Raw genomic sequence first — 19,078 nt, 5'->3', positions numbered from 1 at the left:
GCAGGATGGGACGGATGAGCGAGCAGAGCCTTCCGGACGAATTCCCTCCGGAGTACGCGGACGCGCTGCCCGAGTACGCCGAGCGCGTCCTCGACGTCGCCGAACTGATTCCGCCGGGCCGCGTCATGACGTACGGGGACGTCGCCGAGTACCTGGAGGAGGGCGGACCCCGGCAGGTCGGCCGTGTGATGTCCCTCTACGGCGGAGGCGTCTGCTGGTGGCGGATCGTCCGCGCCGACGGGGTCCTGCTCGCGGGGCACGAGCTGGAGGCGCTCGGCCACTACCGGTCGGAGGGGACGCCCCTGAAAGAGGCGGGCAGAGCCGCCGAAGGCCATCTGCCGCGCATCGACCTGAGACGAGCGCGGTGGGACGGCGGCGAACGCGCACAGGGTCACACCTGACAGCTTCCGCCATGGGACGGACCGGCGTGTGACCAGTGATCCGTATGAGGGAAACAGGGCACATCGGACATCCCTGTGGCATGACGTACGTTCGAGGGGCGGGGGACACCCGCGCCGCGAGTGACCCGGGGGAAGAACAGGAAGCCCTGCCTCCGCCTCGTTCGTCGGCGTAGCGTCGGCCGCGCGCGTCCCCCTCACGCGGCGGCCACCGCCGCCCCCGCAGGACGGACACCCCACCAGCACACCCACCAGGACCGGCGAACCACGTGAGCTCCTCTTCCTCCACCGGACGCCCGTCGCACCCCCAGGTGCGACGGGGGAGCCCTGGCGCCTACCGACTGGTGCGCACCCCGCCGACGCGGGTGACTCCTCCTCGTCTGGACGCCGCGCAGCGTGCCGTGGTTGACCACGGCACCGGACCCCTGCTCGTCCTCGCCGGCCCGGGCACCGGCAAGACCACCACCCTCGTCGAGTCCGTCGCCGAACGGATCGACCGCGGCGGCGACCCGGAGCGGATCCTGGTCCTGACCTTCAGCCGCAAGGCGGCCGTCGAGCTGCGCGACCGGATGGCGCTGCGCATGGGCGCCGCGCGCGCTCCCCGGGCCACGACCTTCCACTCCTTCGGTTACGCCCTGGTCCGCGCCCACCAGGACAGCGAACTGTTCGTGGAGCCGCTGCGGCTGCTGTCCGGCCCGGAACAGGACGTGGCGGTCCGCGAGCTGCTGGCCGGACAGGCGGACCTGGAGCGGCTCGGCCTGGCGCACGTGCGCTGGCCCGACGAGCTGCGCGCCTGTCTGACCACCCGCGGCTTCGCCGACGAGGTCCGCGCGGTCCTCGCCCGCAGCCGCGAGCTGGGCCTCGGCCCGGACGCCCTGGAGGCGTTCGCCCGGCGCATCGGCCGCCCCGACTGGCGGGCCGCCGCCGTCTTCCTCGCCGAGTACCTCGACGTGCTCGACCTGCAGGGCGTCCTCGACTACGCGGAACTCGTCCACCGCGCGGTGCTGCTCGCCCGCCGCCCCGAGGTCGCCGCGCGGCTGGCCGCACGGTACGACGCCGTGTACGTCGACGAGTACCAGGACACCGACCCGGCCCAGGTACGGCTGCTGCACGCCCTGGCGGGCGACGGACGCACCCTCGTGGCCTTCGGCGACCCCGACCAGTCGATCTACGCCTTCCGGGGCGCGGACGTGAACGGCATCCTCGACTTCCCGCACGCCTTCCCGCGCGCGGACGGCCGCCCGGCGCCGGTGGAGGTGCTGCGGACCTCGCGCCGTTCCGGGGCCGCCCTGCTGGCCGCCACCCGGCTGCTGACCCAGCGCATGCCGCTGACCCGCCTGCCCGCCGACAAGGTACGCGCCCACCGCGAGCTCGCCTCCGTGCGGGACGGGGGGCGCGTCGAGGTGTACACGTACCCGACGCCCGGCACCGAGCTCGACAACATCGCCGACATCCTGCGCCGGGCCCACCTCGAGGACGGTGTGCCGTGGAGCGACATGGCCGTCCTCGTGCGTGCCGGTTCGCGCACCATCCCGGCGGTGCGCCGCGCCCTCACCGCGGCCGGTGTCCCGCTGGACGTCGACGGTGACGACCTGCCCCTGCGGCACGAACCGGCGGTGGCACCGCTGCTGACGGCCCTGCGCGCGGTGGCGACGGCGCTCGCGGAACAGCGGCCCGACGCCCGCAGCGACGAGACGGCGGAAGCCGCCCGGGACACCGGGGGCGTGTCCGGGGCCGGGGCGGACGGCGCGTCCGGGGCCGAGGTCGGTGCGGACGATGTGCGGGAGGCTGCGCCCGCTCCCGGTCCCGGAGGCGTGTCCGAGGCCGGGCCGGACGCCGGTGACGCGTCCGGGGCCGGGCCCGGCGCGGACGGCCTGTCCGATGCCCCGCCCCGCCCCCACGACGTGGCCGAGGCCCCCGCGGCCGGCACCGCCCGTGCCGGGACCGGCTGCTGGCTGGACACCGAGACCGCCCTCACCCTGCTCACCTCCCCCCTCGCCGGCATGGACGCCGCCGACCTGCGCCGCCTCGGACGCGCCCTGCGCGACGAGGAGCGCGCCGCCGGCAACCCGCTGCCGCCGCCCTCGGACGAACTGCTCGCCCGCGCCCTGGCCGAGCCCGAACGCCTCGCGGTGCACGACCCCGCGTACGCGCGCGGCGCCCAGCGCCTCGGCGCGCTGCTCCGCAAGGCCCGTGAGCGCCTCGCCGGCGGCGGCAGCGCCGAGGAGGCGCTGTGGGACCTGTGGGAGGGCACACCCTGGCCCGCCCGCCTGGAACGCGCGGCCAGGCGCGGCGGCGCCGCCGGACGCAACGCCGACCGCGACCTGGACGCCGTGTGCGCCCTGTTCGCGACCGCCGCGCGCGCGGAGGAACGCACGGGCGGGCGCGGCGCGCTGAACTTCCTGGAGGAGATCGACGCCGAGGACATCGCCGCGGACACCCTCACGCGGCGTGCCGTCCGCCCCGACGCCGTCCGCCTGATGACCGCGCACCGCTCCAAGGGACTCGAATGGCGGCTGGTCGTCGTCGCGGGCGTCCAGGAGGGCCTGTGGCCGGACCTGCGCCGCCGCGGCTCCCTGCTGGAGGCCGACCGGATCGGCCGCGACGGACTCGCCGAACCCCTCACACCGGGCGCGCTGCTCGCCGAGGAGCGCCGCCTGTTCTACGTGGCCGCCACGCGCGCGCGCGAACGCCTCGTCGTGACCGCCGTGAAGGCGCCGGCCGACGACGGCGACCAGCCCTCCCGGTTCCTGACCGAGCTCGGCGTCGAGCCCGTCGACGTCACGGGCCGCCCGCGCCGCCCCCTCGCCGTCGCGGCGCTCGTCGCCGAACTGCGCGCCACCACCGTCGACCCGCGCGTCTCCGCCCCCCTGCGCGAGGCCGCCGCCCACCGCCTGGCCCGCCTCGCCGCCCTCGCCGACGAGGACGGCCGCCCCCTGGTGCCGTCGGCCCATCCCTACCGCTGGTGGGGCATGTGGGACCCGACCGAGAGCAAGGTGCCGCTGCGCGACCGCGACCGGCCCGTCACCCTCTCCGGCAGCGCCCTCGACCAGCTCGCCAACACCTGCGCGCTCCAGTGGTTCCTCGGCCGGGAGGTGAAGGCCGACGCGCCCGCCACCGCCGCCCAGGGCTTCGGCAACGTGGTGCACGTCCTCGCCGACGAGGTCGCCTCCGGGCACACCCCGGCCGACCTCGACGTCCTCATGGAGCGCCTGGACTCCGTGTGGAACGCGCTCGCCTTCGACGCGCCGTGGAAGTCGGCGCAGGAGAAGGCCAACGCGCGCGTGGCGCTCGAACGGTTCCTCAAGTGGCACGTCATGGACCGCGCCGGGCGTACACCGGTGGCCAGCGAGCACGACTTCGACGTGACCCTGGAGGCGGGCGACTACGAGGTGCGCATCCGCGGCCAGATGGACCGCGTCGAGGCCGACGCCGACGGCCGCGCCTACGTCGTCGACTTCAAGACCGGCAAGCAGGCCCCCAGCGCCGCCGAGGTGGCCCGCCACCCCCAGCTCGCCGTCTACCAGCTCGCCGTCCGCGAAGGCGCCGTCGACGAGGCCTTCGGCGGGGTGCGCCCCGAACCGGGCGGCGCGGAACTCGTCCAGCTGCGCCAGGGCGCGGCCAAGCGCGACGGCGGCGAAACGCTGCCCAAGGTGCAGGCGCAGGACTCCCTGACGGGTCCGGAGGGGGAGTGGGTCGGGGACCTGCTGGCCACGGCCGCCGGCAAGGTCCTCGACGAACGGTTCACCCCCACCGCGGGCCAGCACTGCACGCACTGCGCCTTCCGCGCCTCCTGCAGCGCACGGCCCGAGGGACGGCACGTCGTGGAGTAGCGCGGTCCGGGGACGGACGGCACGCCTGGACGCGGCGCGGCCCGCGGGACCGGACGCCAGGGAGGCGGAGCGGCCCAAGGGACAGGACGCCATGGAGCGGCGCGACCGGTGCGACCGGCCGCCAGGGACCGGCGCGACCGGTGTGACCAGTCGCACCCCACACGCTGACCTGCGCTTCTCCCCGCCCGCACCGCGCTCTCGGCGTCCGCTGTCAGTGACCGCCGCTAGCCTCTTCGACGTGCCCGCCCGTATCTCCGATCCCGAGCAGCTCAAGGAGCTCCTCGGGATCCCCTTCACCCCGGAGCAGACGGCCTGCATCGTCGCGCCTCCCGCCCCGCAGGTGATCGTGGCCGGAGCCGGGTCGGGCAAGACGACGGTGATGGCGGCGCGCGTGGTGTGGCTGGTCGGCACCGGCCAGGTCGCCCCCGAGCAGGTGCTCGGCCTCACCTTCACCAACAAGGCGGCCGGCGAACTCGCCGAACGCGTCCGCAAGGCCCTCGTCCGGGCCGGCGTCACCGATCCCGATGCCATCGACCCGGACGATCCGCCGGGCGAGCCGGTGATCTCCACGTACCACGCCTTCGCGGGTCGCCTGCTGACCGACCACGGCCTGCGACTCGGACTGGAGCCGACGTCCCGCCTGCTCGCCGACGCCACCCGCTTCCAGCTGGCCGCGCGCGTGCTGCGCGAGGCACCCGGACCGTATCCGGCGCTCACCCGTTCCTTCGCCGACCTGGTCGGCGACCTCCTCGCCCTCGACGCCGAGCTCGCCGAACACCTCGTACGCCCCGAGGAACTGCGGGCCTGGGACGCGGACCTCCTGACCACCCTCCAGGGCGCCAGGCTCACCAACGCCGACCTGCGCAAGGTCCCCGAGGCCGCGGCCGCCCGCCGCGAACTCGCCGACCTGGTGATCCGCTACCGGGCCGCCAAACGCGAACGCGACCTCCTCGACTTCGGCGACCAGATCGCCCTGTCCGCCCAGCTCGCCGGCCTCCCCGAGGTGGGCCGCGTCCTGCGCGACGAGTTCCGGGTCGTACTGCTCGACGAGTACCAGGACACCTCGGTGGCCCAGCGCATCCTCCTCGCCGGCCTGTTCGGCGGCGGCACCGGCCACCCCGTGACCGCGGTCGGCGACCCCTGCCAGGCGATCTACGGCTGGCGCGGCGCCTCCGTCGCCAACCTCGACGACTTCCCGGAGCACTTCGCGCACGCCGACGGCCGCCCCGCCACCCGCCAGGCGCTCAGCGAGAACCGCCGCAGCGGCGGACGCCTCCTCGACCTCGCCAACGGCCTCGCCGAACCCCTGCGCGCCATGCACGCGGGCGTGGAGGCCCTGCGCCCCGCCCCCGGCGCCGAACGCGACGGCACGGTCCGCTGCGCCCTCCTGCGCACGCACGCCGAGGAGATCGACTGGATCGCCGACTCCGTCGCCCACCTCGTCCACACCGGCAAGGCGCCCGGGGAGATCGCCGTCCTGTGCCGCACGGCGACCGACTTCGCCGAGATCCAGGGCGCGCTGGTGGCCCGCGACGTCCCCGTCGAGGTCGTGGGCCTGTCCGGCCTGCTGCACCTGCCCGAGGTGGCCGACCTGGTCGCCGTCTGCGAGGTCCTCCAGGACCCCGGCGCCAACGCCGCCCTGGTCCGCCTGCTCACCGGCCCGCGCTGGCGCATCGGCCCGCGCGACCTCGCCCTCCTGGGACGCCGGGCCCGGCTGCTCGTGAGCCACGCGCGCGTGGCCGGCGACGAGGACCCCGACCGGCGGCTCGCCGAGGCCGTCGAAGGCGTCGACCCGTCCGAGGTGATCTCCCTCGCCGACGCCCTCGACACCTTCCTGGAGACCCCGCTCGACGGCACCGGGGACGACGACGGACTGCCCTTCTCGCCGGAAGCGCGCATACGGTTCGCCCGCCTGGCCGCCGAGCTGCGCGACCTGCGCCGGGCCCTGTCCGACCCCCTGATGGACGTCCTGCACCGCGTCCTCGCCACCACCGGCCTGGAGGTCGAGCTGTCGGCGTCCCCGCACGCCCTGGCCGCCCGCCGCCGCGAGACCCTGTCGAACTTCCTGGACGTCGCCGCCTCCTTCGCCGCGAGCGACGGCGAGGCCACCCTGCTCGCCTTCCTCGGCTTCCTGCGCACCGCCGCCCAGTACGAGAAGGGCCTCGACAACGCCCTGCCCGGCGGCGAGAACACCGTCAAGGTGCTCACCGCGCACAAGTCCAAGGGCCTGGAGTGGGACGTCGTCGCCGTCCCCGGGCTCGTCACCGGCACCTTCCCCAGCGGACAGGGCCGCGAGAAGTGGACCGCCCAGGCCAAGGTGCTGCCGCACGCGCTGCGGGGCGACGCCGACACCCTGCCCGACGTCCCCTCCTGGGACTCACGGGGCCTGAAGACCTTCCACGAGGCCATGAAGGAGCACCAGCACACCGAGGAACTCCGCCTCGGCTACGTCACCTTCACCCGCCCCCGCTCCCTGCTCCTGGGCTCCGGCCACTGGTGCCCCAGCCAGAAGAAGCCACGCGGACCGTCCGACTTCCTCCGGGCCCTGTACGACCACTGCGCCGCCGGGTACGGCGAGATCGAGGCGTGGGCGGACGAACCCGCCGAGGACGAGGAGAACCCGGCCCTCCTCGAGGCCACCGCCGACCGGGCCTGGCCCCTGCCCCTGGACGACGAGGCCCTCGCCCTGCGCCGGTCCGCCGCCGAGACGGTCCTCGCCCACCTGGACCGCCTGGCCTCCCAGGACGACGGCCGGCCCACCGCCACGCACGACCCGGACACCTACGACGACCCGGACTGGCCGCCGCCCCCCGAGGACGACGAGCCCTTCCCCGACCCGGAGGACCCTTTCGAGGAGGACTTCGAAGGAGTATTCGAGGACGCCTTCCCCGTCGGTGAGGACGCCGTCCCCGCCGACGAGGACGCCCTGCCCGTCGACGAGGATCCCGACTCCCCGGAGGACTCCGCCCACGGGGACTCCCGGCCGCCCGGCCGCCCCGCCGCGCGCCCGGTGATCCCGCACCAGGCGCCGCCCCCGCCGCATCTCGGCGGCACCGGCGTCCCCCGCCCCCAGCCGCCCCTGCCGGACCCCGCCCCCCGGGACATCCCCGCCGCCCGCCTCACGCCCGAGGAGGCCCGCACCGTCGCCTCCTGGGACCGCGACCTGGACGCCCTCACCGGCGAGCTGCTGCGCGCCCGTGAGAGCGTCACCGAGGTGCGCCTCCCGGCGTCGTTGACCGCCTCCCAGCTGCTGCACCTGGCCGCCGACCCCGACGGCTTCGCCCAGGAGCTGGCCCGCCCCATGCCCCGCCCGCCCCAGCCCGCCGCCCGCCGCGGCACCCGCTTCCACGCCTGGGTCGAGTCCCGCTTCGAAGCGCTGACGCTGCCCATGCTGGAGCCGGAGGAGCTGCCCGGCAGCGAGGCCGAGATCGCCGACGAACGCGACCTGGAGTTCCTCAAGGACGCCTTCGAACGCACCGAGTACGCGCACCGCACCCCGTACCGCGTCGAGGCACCCTTCCAGCTCACGCTCGCCGGACGCGTCGTACGCGGCCGGATCGACGCCGTCTACAAGCAGGGCGAGGGCCCGGCGGCGACGTACGAGATCGTCGACTGGAAGACGAGCCGCGACGGCACCGCCGACCCGCTCCAGCTCGCCGTGTACCGCCTCGCCTGGGCCGAGCAGCAGCGGGTGCCGCTGGAATCGGTGACGGCCACCTTCCTGTACGTACGCAGCGGCGAAGCCGTGCGCCCCGACGGCCTGCCGGACCGTGCCGCGCTGGAGCGCCTGCTGCTCGGCGAGCCGGTCGGTGACGAACCGCACGGTCGGGGTGTCCGCGCGGGCCGATAGGCTCGTGAGCATGAGCCACCCCGTTGACAACGCCGTCAGCGCCGTCCGTACGTACATCGGGCACCACCGCGCCGTCTTCCTCGACGACCTCGCCGAATGGCTGCGCATCCCGTCCGTGTCGGCCCAGCCCGCCCACGCGTCCGACGTACGCCGCAGCGCCGACTGGCTCGCCGCCAAGCTGAAGGAGACCGGTTTCCCGACCGCAGAGGTCTGGCCCACCGCAGGCGCCCCGGCCGTCTTCGCCGAGTGGCCCTCCGGCGACCCCGCCGCACCGACGGTCCTCGTCTACGGTCACCACGACGTGCAGCCGGCGGCCCGCGAGGACGGCTGGCACAGCGACCCCTTCGAGCCCGTCGTCCGCGACGGCCGCCTCTACGCGCGCGGTGCCGCCGACGACAAGGGTCAGGTGTTCTTCCACACACTCGGCGTCCGCGCCCACCTCGCCGCCACCGGCCGCACCGCACCGGCGGTGAACCTCAAGCTGCTGATCGAGGGCGAGGAGGAGTCCGGCTCCCCGCACTTCCGCGCCCTCGTCGAGGAGCGCGCCGAGCGCCTCGCCGCCGACGCGGTGATCGTCTCCGACACCGGCATGTGGTCCGAAGACACCCCCACGGTGTGCACCGGCATGCGCGGCCTCGCCGAGTGCGAGATCCGGCTGCACGGACCCGACCAGGACATCCACTCGGGCTCCTTCGGCGGCGCGGTCCCCAACCCGGCCACGGCCGCCGCCCGCCTGGTGGCCGCCCTGCACGACGAGCACGCGCGCGTGGCGGTCCCCGGCTTCTACGACGGCGTGATCGAACTCACCGACCGCGAACGCGACCTCTTCGCCGAGCTGCCCTTCGACGAGGAGCAGTGGCTGCGCACGGCCAGGTCGTACGCCGCCCACGGCGAGGCCGGCCACACCACCCTGGAACGCATCTGGGCCCGCCCCACCGCCGAGGTCAACGGCATCGGCGGCGGCTACCAGGGCCCCGGCAGCAAGACGATCATCCCGTCCTCCGCCATGGTGAAGCTCTCCTTCCGCCTGGTCGCGGGACAGGACCCCGACCACGTGGAGAAGGCCGTCCGTGCCTGGGCGGCCGAGCAGGTGCCGGCCGGCGTCCGCTGCGAGATCACCTTCGGATCGGCCACGCGCCCCTGCCTGACACCGCTGGACCACCCGGCGCTGCAGTCCGTGGTCCGCGCCATGGGCCGGGCCTTCGAAAAACCGGTCCGCTTCACCCGCGAAGGCGGATCCGGACCGGCCGCCGACCTCCAGGAGGTCCTCGGCGCACCGGTGCTCTTCCTCGGCATCTCCGTCCCGTCCGACGGCTGGCACGCCCCGAACGAGAAGGTCGAGCTCGACCTGCTCCTCAAGGGCGTCGAAACCTCCGCCCACCTGTGGGGCGACCTGGCGGAGCACTGGCGCCACGCACCCTGAGCCCCCGCTCGGCCCGGGCCGGGCCGGCATCGCGTGCGCGGCGCACCGAAAGGACAGCCCCGCACCGCCGGCCCTCCCGGCCCCGGTCACCACCCGCCGTACGACCCGCTGAACCACCTGCCGAACCACCAACCGCTCACCGGGGGAGTTGGAAGCACCCGTGACCACCTGGACCGACCACACCGCCGACCGTCCCATCTCGCTCACCGCCCCGAACGGCATCGACCGAGCAGCCCACCACCGGCTCGACGAGGCCTGGCTCGCGGCGGCCTGGAGCCACCCCTCGACGCGCTGCTTCGTGGTCTCCGGCGGCCAGGTCCTCATCGACGAGACGCCCGACGGGCGCACCGAACTCGTCATGACCCCCTCCTTCGAGGCCCCGCTCACCGAGGCGCACCGGTACTTCCTGGGCACCGACGAGGACGGCGTCAGCTACTTCGCCCTCCAGAAGGACTCCCTGCCCGGCCGCATGGACCAGTCCGCGCGCCCGGCGGGGCTGCGCGAGGCCGGCCTGCTCCTGTCGCCCCGCGACGCGGGCCTGATGACCCACGCGGTCGCCCTGGAGAACTGGCAGCGCCTGCACCGGTTCTGCTCCCGCTGCGGCGAGCGCACCGTCATCGCCGCGGCCGGCCACATCCGCCGCTGCCCCGCCTGCGGCGCCGAGCACTACCCGCGCACCGACCCCGCCGTGATCATGGCCGTCACGGACGCGGACGACCGCATCCTGCTCGGCCGCCAGGTCCACTGGCCCGAGGGCCGCTTCTCGACGCTCGCCGGTTTCGTGGAGCCCGGGGAGTCCATCGAGCAGTCGGTGCGCCGCGAGGTCTACGAGGAGGTCGGCATCGCCGTCGGCCCCGTCGAGTACGTCGCCAGCCAGCCCTGGCCCTTCCCGTCCAGCCTCATGCTGGGCTTCATGGCCCGCGCCACCTCGACGGACATCAACGTCGACGGCGACGAGATCCACGAGGCCCGCTGGTTCTCCCGCGAGGAACTGGGCGCCGCCTTCGAGTCCGGCGAGGTGCTCCCGCCCTACGGCATCTCGATCGCGGCCCGCCTGATCGAGCTCTGGTACGGCAAGCCGCTGCCGACCCGCGGCCTCGTCTGAGACGGAACACGCCGAAGGGGCGGCCCCCCACACAGGGAGCCGCCCCTTCACCGCACGCCGAACCGCTCAGACGCCGATCTTCTGCTTCACCTGCGCCAGCGACGGGTTCGTCAGCGTCGAGCCGTCGGGGAAGAGCACGGTGGGAACCGTCTGGTTCCCGCCATTCGCCTTCTCCACGAACGCGGCGGAGTCCGGGTCCTGCTCGATGTTGATCTCGGTGTACGCGATGCCTTCGCGGTCCATCTGGCTCTTCAGCCGACGGCAGTAGCCGCACCACGTGGTGCTGTACATCGTCACAGTGCCCGGCATGTCTCTCGTGCTCCTTCGGCGGCTCGGGGATGAGGTCGCAGGAGGAGAACGTCCGTGGCGGCGCCGCCATTCCCGGGGCGTGACACTCGTCGCATCAGTACGACCATCGGTGCGTGCCTGTGGACGGCCCGACGCACCCGTCACCCCCGACCTGGCAGCATGGCGGTGTGACAGCAGCAACGCACTCCACCCTTTTCCCGCAGGTACCGGACTCGGCCGACGCGGTGCTCGAAGGGCTCGACCCCGAGCAGCGCGAGGTGGCCACCGCCCTGCGCGGCCCGGTGTGCGTGCTGGCCGGCGCCGGAACCGGCAAGACCCGGGCGATCACCCACCGCATCGCCTACGGGGTGCGCGCCGGGATCCTCCAGCCCTCCAGCGTGCTCGCCGTCACCTTCACCAACCGCGCCGCCGGAGAGATGCGCGGCCGGTTGCGCCAGCTCGGCGCGACAGGCGTCCAGGCCCGGACCTTCCACTCGGCGGCGCTGCGCCAGCTCCAGTACTTCTGGCCGAAAGCGATCGGTGGCTCCCTGCCCCGGCTCGTCGACCGCAAGATCCAGCTCGTCGCCGACGCGGCCGCCGCCTGCCACCTGCGTCTCGACCGGGGCGAGCTGCGCGACGTCACCTCCGAGATCGAGTGGGCGAAGGTCACCCAGACCGTTCCCGCCGACTACGCCCCCGCCGCGGCCAAGGCCGGCCGCGAGGCGCCCCGCGACGCCGCGGAGATCGCCCAGCTCTACTCCGCCTACGAGAACCTCAAGCGGGAGCGCGGCGTCATCGACTTCGAGGACGTGCTGCTGCTCACGGTGGCCGTCCTCCAGGACCGCCACGACGTCGCCGAGCAGGTCCGCGCCCAGTACCAGCACTTCGTGGTCGACGAGTACCAGGACGTCAGCCCCCTCCAGCAGCGTCTGCTGGAGCTGTGGCTCGGCGACCGCGACGACGTGTGCGTCGTCGGCGACGCCAGTCAGACGATCTACTCGTTCACGGGAGCAACCCCCGACCACCTGCTCGACTTCCGTGTCCGTCATCCCGGCGCCACCGTCGTCAAGCTGGTCCGCGACTACCGCTCCACCCCCCAGGTCGTCCACCTCGCCAACGGCCTGCTCGCCCAGGCCCGCGGCCGGGCCGCCGACCACCGTCTGGAGCTGGTCTCCCAGCGCCCCCCGGGTCCCGAGCCCGTCTACACCGAGTACCCCGACGAACCGGCCGAGGCCGAGGGCACGGCCCGTCGCATCCGCGAGCTCGTCGACGCGGGCGTCCCCGCCGCGGAGATCGCGGTCCTGTTCCGTACGAACTCCCAGTCCGAGACCTACGAGCAGGCCCTCGCCGACGCCGGCGTCCCCTACCAGCTGCGGGGCGCGGAACGCTTCTTCGACCGTCCCGAGGTGCGCAAGGCCGGCAGCGCCCTGCGGGCCGCCGCGCGCTTCGGCGGCAACGACCACCTCCTCGACGACGCCGTCGACCTGCCGTCCCAGGTGCGCGCGGTGCTGTCGGGGGAGGGCTGGACACCGCAGCCCCCGGCGGGATCCGGTGCCGTCCGGGAGCGCTGGGAGTCGCTGGCCGCCCTGGTCTCCCTCGCCCAGGACTTCGCCGCCGCCCAGCCGGGTGCCACCCTGGGCGACCTCGTCGCGGAACTGGACGAGCGGGCGGGCGCCCAGCACCCGCCGACCGTGCAGGGCGTCACCCTCGCCTCGCTGCACTCGGCCAAGGGCCTGGAGTGGGACGTCGTCTTTCTGGTGGGCGTCGCCGAGGGCATGATGCCGATCACCTACGCAAAGACCGACGAGCAGATCGAGGAGGAACGCCGCCTCCTCTACGTCGGCGTCACCCGCGCCCGCGAGCGCCTGCATCTCTCCTGGGCGCTCGCCCGCTCGCCCGGCGGCCGCCCGAACCGCCGCCCCAGCCGGTTCCTCAAGGGACTGCGGCCCGGTTCGGCCCCGGCCGGCGCACACGCGTCCGCCGGCGGTCCGGGCGGTGTGGAGCGCGGCTTCGGACGCGGCACCACGGTCGTCGCACCACGGCGCGCCCGGCGGACCCCGGCCCGCTGCCGGGTCTGCGGCCGCACGCTCACCGAGGCCGGCGAGATGAAGCTGATGCGCTGCGAGGACTGTCCGTCCGACATGGACGAGGGCGTCTACGAGCGGTTGCGCGAGTGGCGGGCGGTCCAGGCGAGGCGCAGCGGGCAGCCCGCGTTCTGCGTCTTCACGGACAAGACGCTGATGGCGATCGCCGAGTCCGTGCCGGAGGACGAACACGAACTGGCGAGGATCCCCGGGGTCGGGGCACGCAAGTTCAACCGTTACGGAGCCGACGTCCTGGCCATCTGCGCAGGCCGGGACGTCGCCGGGCTTGACGGCGAGGAATGATCCGAACTCGTCGGAAAAATAGTTTGCGCATGCCCCGGGAATCCCCATAGGTTCTTGGTCACGGGGAACAGCGGCCTTCCCGGAGGCCCTGCATCCGTGTTGTACTTGCCTATCCGTGGACCGGTTCGCACCGGTCCCCCGAGACGCCGAGAGGAGGCGAATCCAGTGATCAGCATCAGCATCAACGTCAGCACCACCGCCGGTTCCACCGCCAAACTGACCGATCGCTCGGCCGCCTCCCTGCGCATGCTCGGCGCTTCCCACCAGGGCACCGGTCTGTCCGGCATTCGTGCCGCGCGTCCGGCGTCCCTCTCCGTTGCTCCCGCGGGCCTTCCCGTCCGTGAGCGCAATGAGCGACCGACCAAGGCACTGGAAGCAGCAGTAGCGGCACAGGCTCAGGCCTATGCCTTTACGGCGACCGGTGCCGGATTCCGGAAGCAGACGACGCAGCACCACCTGATGTGGGCCTTCCGTGGGCCAGAACCCTGGAGTGATCCAGCCTGATCGTCGATCAGGCCGGCGCCTTCAGGGCCGCGGAACCCCATCCGGGATCCGCGGCCCTTCTGTTTTCCCCGAACGGGGACGACAGCACGAAGGAGCCTCGGGACAAGAAAAGAACCCGGTACCAAGCCGCACACCGGCCGACCGGCCGGAACGACCAGACGAGGAAGACCAACCGTGCAACTCGAAGCGCACGCCCCGTCCGTACCGCCTTCCGACACGATCCCCAAGCCCGGCCTCACGGAGGACCCCGCCTTGACCCCGCTCACCGCGCTCACCCCGCTCACCGCGCTCGACGACGCCATCGAGAACCTCGGCGTGCCCGTCCCCTGCCGTTCCTACGACCCGGAGGTCTTCTTCGCGGAGTCGCCGGCGGACGTCGAGTACGCCAAGTCCCTCTGCCGCACCTGCCCGCTGATCGAGGCCTGCCTCGCCGGCGCCAAGGAGCGGCGTGAGCCCTGGGGCGTCTGGGGTGGCGAGCTGTTCGTCCAGGGTGTCGTCGTCGCCCGGAAGCGGCCCCGTGGCCGCCCGCGCAAGAACCCGGTCACAGCATGAACATCACCGGAACGATCGACCGCCCCCTCACGCACGACCCCAAGAAGCAGGCCCCGATGAAGCCGTCCACCGACGAGATCGCAGGCACGACGCCTGAAGACTTCACCACCAGCGGCGCGAAGGACTCGCGTCAGAACAGGACCCGTGAGATGCAACTCATCCCAGAAGCCCTGGCACGTGCGCATATGCACGAGCGCCTGCATGAGGCCGAGCGGGAACGCCGCGCCCTGCGTGTGGCGACCGCCCGCCGGATGCAGCGCCGGGCCGAGCGCGCCTCGATGCGCGCCCGGCGCGCGCTCGCCATGGCGGTCATGCAGTAACCGATCACACCCGAAGCGGTGGCCTCCCTCCAGGAGGCGAAGCCTTCCCCGCTGGGGCCGGTCCGTCGGAACGGACCGGCCCCAGCGGCGCGTTCAGCCCCGGCGGCTCACGCCCTGGCGGCTCACGCCTCGGCGGCCGCCTCCGCCTCGGCCTCGTGGTCCTCGGCTTCCTCCTCGTCCCCGGGGACGAAGCCCACGAGCCACTCCTCCAGCTCCTCGCGCAACCGCACCGTCGCGCCCAGCTGGCACAGCACCCCGATGGTGCTCAGGGTCACCCGGTGGATCAGCAGATAGGCCGGCGGCAGGTTGAGCCGCTTGGCCAGCTGGTAGGCGGGGGAGCGGGGGTCGGCGATCCTGGCCGCCTGGCTGCGCATCCAGCCGCGGGTGAAGGTGAACTCGTCCACCCGGGCCGGCTCGATGATCGGCAGGAGGTAGTCGAGGACGGCGTCGGGCTCCAGCTCTATCGACTCCTTGACGAAGCCCTCCGCGCAGAGCATCTCGTAGACGGCCTCCGCCTCGCCGTCCAGCGTCATGCGCAGCGCCTCGCCGATGGGTTCCGGCAGTCCGCCCGGGAGGCGGTCGACCGTGCCGAAGTCCAGGACACCCAGCCGCCAGTCGTCCTCGCCCTCCGGTCCGCCGGGCAGCAGCCGGAAGTTTCCCGGGTGCGGGTCGGCGTGCAGGAGGCCGGTGCGGGCCGGACCGGAGAACAGGAAGTGGGCCAGGAGCTGGCCGGCCCGGTCCCGCTGCTGCGGTGTGCCGTCCGCGATGACCTCCGACATCGGGATGCCGTCGATCCACTCGGTGATCAGGACCTGCTGGCACTCGTGGACCACGTCCGGCACCACGATGTCCGGGTCGCCCGCGAACTCCTCGGCGTGGGCGCGCTGCGCCTGTGCCTCCAGGGCGTAGTCCAGCTCCTCCGAGACCCGGTCCTTCAACTCCGTGATCAGCGGCTTGATGTCCATGCCGGGCACGAGCGGGCCGAGGAGGCGGGCGAAGCGGCTGAGCTGGTTCAGGTCGGACAGCAGGGCCTCGCCGGCGCCCGGGTACTGCACCTTGACGGCCACCTCGCGGCCGTCGTGCCACACCGCCCGGTGCACCTGGCCGATCGAGGCCGCCGCGGCGGGCTTGTCCTCGAACTCCAGGAACAGGTCGTGCCAGTCCTCGCCGAGCCGCTCCGCGAGCACGGCGTGCACCGTGCGCGTCGGCATGGGGGGAGCGGCCTCCTGGAGTTTGGTCAGCGCCGCCCGGTAGGGGCCGGCGACCTCCTCCGGCAACGCCGACTCGAAGACGGACAGGGCCTGTCCGAACTTCATCGCGCCGCCCTTCAGCTCGCCGAGCACCTTGAACAGCTGCTCCGCCGTGCGCTGCTGGAGCTGCTGGCCGACGATCTCCGCGGACTCGCCCACGATCCGCTTGCCGAGTCCCCAGGTCGCCCGCCCGGCGAAGCCGAGCGGGAGCGCGGCGAGCCTGGCGGTCCGGGTGACCGCCTTGCGCGGAAGATCAGACATGCGCCCTCCAATTCCCAGCCGGCCGCGCCGCCTCTGCCTCACGACGTCCTTCGGCTGACGGCCATTGCCCAGCCATTGTCGCGCGTCGGCCCCCGTTCCCGGAGGTGTGTTCCTGCTTACCTTCGCCGGCGGCTCCGCACGGGCACGCGGGGTGCGGCCGCACCGGTCGCGTGTGCCACCGCAGCGCGGGCAGCGAGACCTCCCAGCGCGCGTCGGCACTGGACGGCGTCCGGCCGTCGAGGAAGGCGAGGGCGTGGGCCGCCGCCAGCCCGGCGACGGCCGTGGCCAGTGTCAGGTCGCAGGGCGGCACCTGCCGCTGTCGGCCGGAGCGCCACTGCGCGACCAGCCGCGGCCATACCGGGTCGCGGTCGGTACGGTCCGCGTGCAGGCAGCCGGCGCAGCCCGTCTCGCCGGGCAGGACGAGGGGGCCGACGACGCCCGTCCCCTCCACGACTCCGGCGTACAGATGAGGTGTGCCCGATGCCATCAGGGAGTCGACGTGGGCCGGATCGGGGGCGTGCGTCGCGACGTCGTCGCGCGGGGCGAGGACCACCAGGGAGAGACCCGGGCCGCCGCCCTCGGGCGGGGACGTGGGGACGCGGCGCGGCGGCCGGTCCGGGGCGGCCCGGCGCACGGCCCGCCGGGACGCCTCGTCCCGGCGGTCTCCGACGGACTCGGCGGTCAGCCCGCCCGGGGCGACGTCCCACGGCTCGACGCGGCCGGTGTCCCGCACGTCGACCTCGCCGACGCCGGCCCCCGCCAGCAGGCAGGCCAGCACGGCGCCCACGCGGCCCGCGCCCCGCACCCGTACGCGCATCGCGCGCCGGGCGGCCAGGTGCCGGATCGCGTCCCCCGGACGGGAGGTCGTCAGGGACAGGGACGCGAGGTCGGGGCGGAGCCGGTCGAGGACCTCCTTCTTCTCCCGCAGGGCGTCGGCGGCCGGCCCGCCACCCCGGGAGTCGTCGAGGAGCCCGGCCCCCGCCAGTCGCTGCACCAGCCGGTCGACATGGCCGTCCGGCAGGTCCATGCGGTGCCCCTCCTCGCGCAGCAGCGCCGGTCCGCGGGTGCCGTTGAGCAGCTCGAGGAAGCTGCCCGTCGCCGTGTCCACCGGGCGGAGCGTGAGCGCGTGCGCCGGCGTCATCCCGAACTGCACGGTGTTGAGATCGCGCCAGCCGCGCCTGAGCGCGGGCTTCACCATCGGATGCATGACCGAACCCCCGTAAGTCGCTGTAAGTCCCCGAGACGTCCCCGTGCGCCGACGGCGACCGGACGCGTGGTGGTGGTGCGGTCGGTCACAGGCCCGTCGTCGAGTGCCAGCATGCCCGGATCCGTCACGGAGCGTCGAAAGTTGTCCACAGGCGGTGGGTGTTCGTCGTACAAGCTGTCGTACGGATCGGCGCGGAACCGTCCGGGAGCCGGGACTTCCCCGTGCGCAGCGGGTAACGTCGGGGCGTGTCCGCCGACCCACTGCACCGCGCCGGAGCGCCCCAGCGCACGCCGGCGAATCCGCTGCCGAGCGGCACGGGGGCGAGCGCGATCGAGGTTCGCAGGAGCACCCGTCGACGCCGGACGGTCTCCGCGTACCGCGAGGGCGACCGCACCGTCGTGCTCATCCCCGCCCGGATGTCCGAGGCGGAGGAACGACGCTGGGTGAGCGTCATGCTGGACAAGCTGGCCGCCCAGGAGAGCAAGCGCGTCCTCGGCGACACCGAGCTGGCCGAACGCGCCGAGCGGCTGTCGGCCCAGTACTTCGACGGCCGGGCCCGGCCCGCCTCGGTCCGCTGGGTCACCAACCAGAACACGCGCTGGGGCTCGTGCACCCCGGCCGAGGGCAGCATCCGCCTGTCGCACCGCCTCCAGGGCATGCCCGAGTACGTCGTCGACTACGTGCTCCTCCACGAGCTGGCCCATCTGCTCGTCCCCGGGCACGGGCCCCGGTTCTGGCGGCTGCTGGAGGCGTACCCGCGGACCGAGCGGGCCCGGGGCTACCTCGAAGGTGTGGTCGCCGCCGACCGGCTGCCGCACGTGCCCGGCGCCAGGAGCGAGTGACACGGCCCGGGAAGGCCCCCGGTACGGGCGGGCGCGGGTTCTGTACCGGCTCTGTACCGACATCGTCCGCTGTCAGGGTTTGCCGTTAGCCTGGCGCGACGCACTCACATTCGGATGGGGGACGGTCGTAACGCATGGCCAGGGAATTCCAACGCGGCCACAGGGCCAGGATCAGTGACCTCACCGCGGGCACGGATCTGTACGTAGGCGTGCAGATCTCCGGCCCCGGTCTGACCTTCGACATCAGCTGCTTCGGACTCGACGCCGACGAACGGCTCTCCGACGACCGGTACTTCGTCTTCTTCAACCAGCCGAAGACCCCCGAGGAGTCCATCCAGCTCCTGGGTGCGCAGGCGGGTGACACGGAGTCCTTCCGCGTCACCCTGGACAGGATCCCGCCGCAGATCAAGAAGCTGTCCTTCACGGCGACGATCGACGGCGCCGGGCAGATGTCACAGATCGGCCCCGGATACATCCGGATCGTCGCGGGCGGCGAGGAGGTGGCCCGGTACCCGTTCAGCGGGTCGGAGTTCTCCACCGAGCGCGCGGTGATGCTGGGCGACTTCTACATGAAGGACGTGTGGCGCTTCGCCGCCGTCGGACAGGGCTTCGACGGCGGTCTCGAGGCGCTGCTGAGGAACTTCGGCGGCGAGGTGGCCGAGGACGAGGCTCCCGCGCCGCAGCAGCCGCAGCAGCCGCAGGCCGGTGCCGCCCCGGGCTTCGCACCGCCCGCCCAGGCGTCGGCGCCCCCGGCCTTCGGCGCCCCCGCAGCCGCCCCTGCGCCCGCTCCGGCCCCTGCGCCCGCTCCGGCCCCGGCGCCCGCTCCGGCCCCGCGCCCGCTCCGGCCCCGGCGCCCGC

General features: G+C 73.8%; 14 protein-coding genes. 11 read left to right on the top strand and 3 right to left on the bottom strand.

The window, feature by feature from the left end; all coding sequences use genetic code 11:
• Positions 1 to 14: 14 nt before the first annotated feature.
• The 5 genes from JHAT_RS28135 to nudC all read left to right on the top strand — a co-directional run bounded on the left by JHAT_RS28135 (position 15) and on the right by nudC (position 10,609).
• Positions 15 to 401 carry an MGMT family protein gene (locus tag JHAT_RS28135; RefSeq protein ID WP_290439821.1) on the top strand — a complete coding sequence of 129 codons (387 nt, stop codon included), beginning with the start codon at positions 15 to 17 and terminating at the stop codon, positions 399 to 401.
• Positions 402 to 667: 266 nt separating this feature from the next.
• Positions 668 to 4,231, top strand: a complete 3,564-nt coding sequence (locus tag JHAT_RS28130) for an ATP-dependent DNA helicase (protein ID WP_077801086.1) — start codon at positions 668 to 670, stop codon at positions 4,229 to 4,231.
• 238 nt (positions 4,232 to 4,469) lie between these two features.
• Positions 4,470 to 8,081 carry an ATP-dependent DNA helicase gene (locus JHAT_RS28125; RefSeq protein WP_171991095.1) on the top strand — a complete coding sequence of 1,204 codons (3,612 nt, stop codon included), beginning with the start codon at positions 4,470 to 4,472 and terminating at the stop codon, positions 8,079 to 8,081.
• 10 nt (positions 8,082 to 8,091) lie between these two features.
• Positions 8,092 to 9,504 (top strand): dipeptidase, encoded by a 1,413-nt coding sequence (locus JHAT_RS28120; protein ID WP_077801102.1) that lies wholly within the window; start codon positions 8,092 to 8,094, stop codon positions 9,502 to 9,504.
• Between the two features lie 160 nt (positions 9,505 to 9,664).
• Entirely contained in the window at positions 9,665 to 10,609 is a 945-nt protein-coding gene (gene nudC / locus JHAT_RS28115) for an NAD(+) diphosphatase (protein ID WP_171991094.1), read from the top strand.
• Between the two features lie 66 nt (positions 10,610 to 10,675).
• Here the strand turns inward: nudC and JHAT_RS28110 are convergent, their stop codons facing one another.
• Positions 10,676 to 10,918, bottom strand: coding sequence for a mycoredoxin (locus JHAT_RS28110; RefSeq protein WP_077801084.1), 243 nt, complete (start codon positions 10,916 to 10,918; stop codon positions 10,676 to 10,678).
• A gap of 167 nt (positions 10,919 to 11,085) precedes the next feature.
• Here JHAT_RS28110 and JHAT_RS28105 point away from each other — a divergent pair, with 167 nt between their 5' ends.
• From JHAT_RS28105 to JHAT_RS28090, 4 genes are all read left to right on the top strand, one after another.
• Complete coding sequence (locus JHAT_RS28105) at positions 11,086 to 13,284, top strand: ATP-dependent DNA helicase UvrD2 (protein WP_077801083.1); 2,199 nt, start codon at positions 11,086 to 11,088, stop codon at positions 13,282 to 13,284.
• Between the two features lie 165 nt (positions 13,285 to 13,449).
• Complete coding sequence (locus tag JHAT_RS28100; RefSeq protein WP_171991093.1) at positions 13,450 to 13,788, top strand: hypothetical protein; 339 nt, start codon at positions 13,450 to 13,452, stop codon at positions 13,786 to 13,788.
• 174 nt (positions 13,789 to 13,962) lie between these two features.
• Positions 13,963 to 14,340 carry a WhiB family transcriptional regulator gene (locus JHAT_RS28095; RefSeq protein ID WP_077801081.1) on the top strand — a complete coding sequence of 126 codons (378 nt, stop codon included), beginning with the start codon at positions 13,963 to 13,965 and terminating at the stop codon, positions 14,338 to 14,340.
• Positions 14,337 to 14,660, top strand: a complete 324-nt coding sequence (locus JHAT_RS28090; RefSeq protein WP_077801080.1) for a hypothetical protein — start codon at positions 14,337 to 14,339, stop codon at positions 14,658 to 14,660. The genes JHAT_RS28095 and JHAT_RS28090 overlap by 4 nt, the downstream gene beginning before the upstream one ends.
• A gap of 122 nt (positions 14,661 to 14,782) precedes the next feature.
• Here JHAT_RS28090 and JHAT_RS28085 read toward each other — a convergent pair whose 3' ends face one another.
• Positions 14,783 to 16,171: an AarF/ABC1/UbiB kinase family protein gene (locus JHAT_RS28085; protein WP_077801079.1), complete on the bottom strand. Its 1,389-nt coding sequence runs from the start codon at positions 16,169 to 16,171 to the stop codon at positions 14,783 to 14,785.
• Positions 16,164 to 17,378 carry a TOMM precursor leader peptide-binding protein gene (locus JHAT_RS28080; protein WP_077801078.1) on the bottom strand — a complete coding sequence of 405 codons (1,215 nt, stop codon included), beginning with the start codon at positions 17,376 to 17,378 and terminating at the stop codon, positions 16,164 to 16,166. Before JHAT_RS28080 ends, JHAT_RS28085 begins: the two co-directional genes overlap by 8 nt.
• 245 nt (positions 17,379 to 17,623) lie before the next feature.
• On the opposite strand from JHAT_RS28080, the gene JHAT_RS28075 reads away from it, so the two are divergent.
• Together JHAT_RS28075 and JHAT_RS28070 are read left to right on the top strand one after the other, a co-directional pair.
• On the top strand, positions 17,624 to 18,220 hold the full coding sequence (locus JHAT_RS28075; protein ID WP_107482045.1) for a M48 family metallopeptidase: 597 nt from the start codon (positions 17,624 to 17,626) through the stop codon (positions 18,218 to 18,220).
• A gap of 134 nt (positions 18,221 to 18,354) precedes the next feature.
• On the top strand, positions 18,355 to 19,078 hold a 724-nt coding region (locus JHAT_RS28070), incomplete at its 3' end, for a TerD family protein (protein WP_143660527.1).

It is taken from the genome of Streptomyces sp. JHA26, from assembly GCF_002005565.1.
GTDB lineage: Bacteria > Actinomycetota > Actinomycetes > Streptomycetales > Streptomycetaceae > Streptomyces.
This window is presented reverse-complemented; position numbering and strand designations above follow the sequence as displayed.

What these genes read in the sequence shown, in the direction of transcription:
- JHAT_RS28135 (WP_290439821.1), top strand. Translation starts at nt 15, where the DNA reads ATGAGCGAGCAGAGCCTTCCGGACGAATTCCCTCCGGAGTACGCGGAC.
- JHAT_RS28120 (WP_077801102.1), top strand. Translation starts at nt 8,092, where the DNA reads ATGAGCCACCCCGTTGACAACGCCGTCAGCGCCGTCCGTACGTACATC.
- JHAT_RS28110 (WP_077801084.1), bottom strand. Translation starts at nt 10,918, where the DNA reads ATGCCGGGCACTGTGACGATGTACAGCACCACGTGGTGCGGCTACTGC.
- JHAT_RS28090 (WP_077801080.1), top strand. Translation starts at nt 14,337, where the DNA reads ATGAACATCACCGGAACGATCGACCGCCCCCTCACGCACGACCCCAAG.
- JHAT_RS28085 (WP_077801079.1), bottom strand. Translation starts at nt 16,171, where the DNA reads ATGTCTGATCTTCCGCGCAAGGCGGTCACCCGGACCGCCAGGCTCGCC.
- JHAT_RS28080 (WP_077801078.1), bottom strand. Translation starts at nt 17,378, where the DNA reads ATGCATCCGATGGTGAAGCCCGCGCTCAGGCGCGGCTGGCGCGATCTC.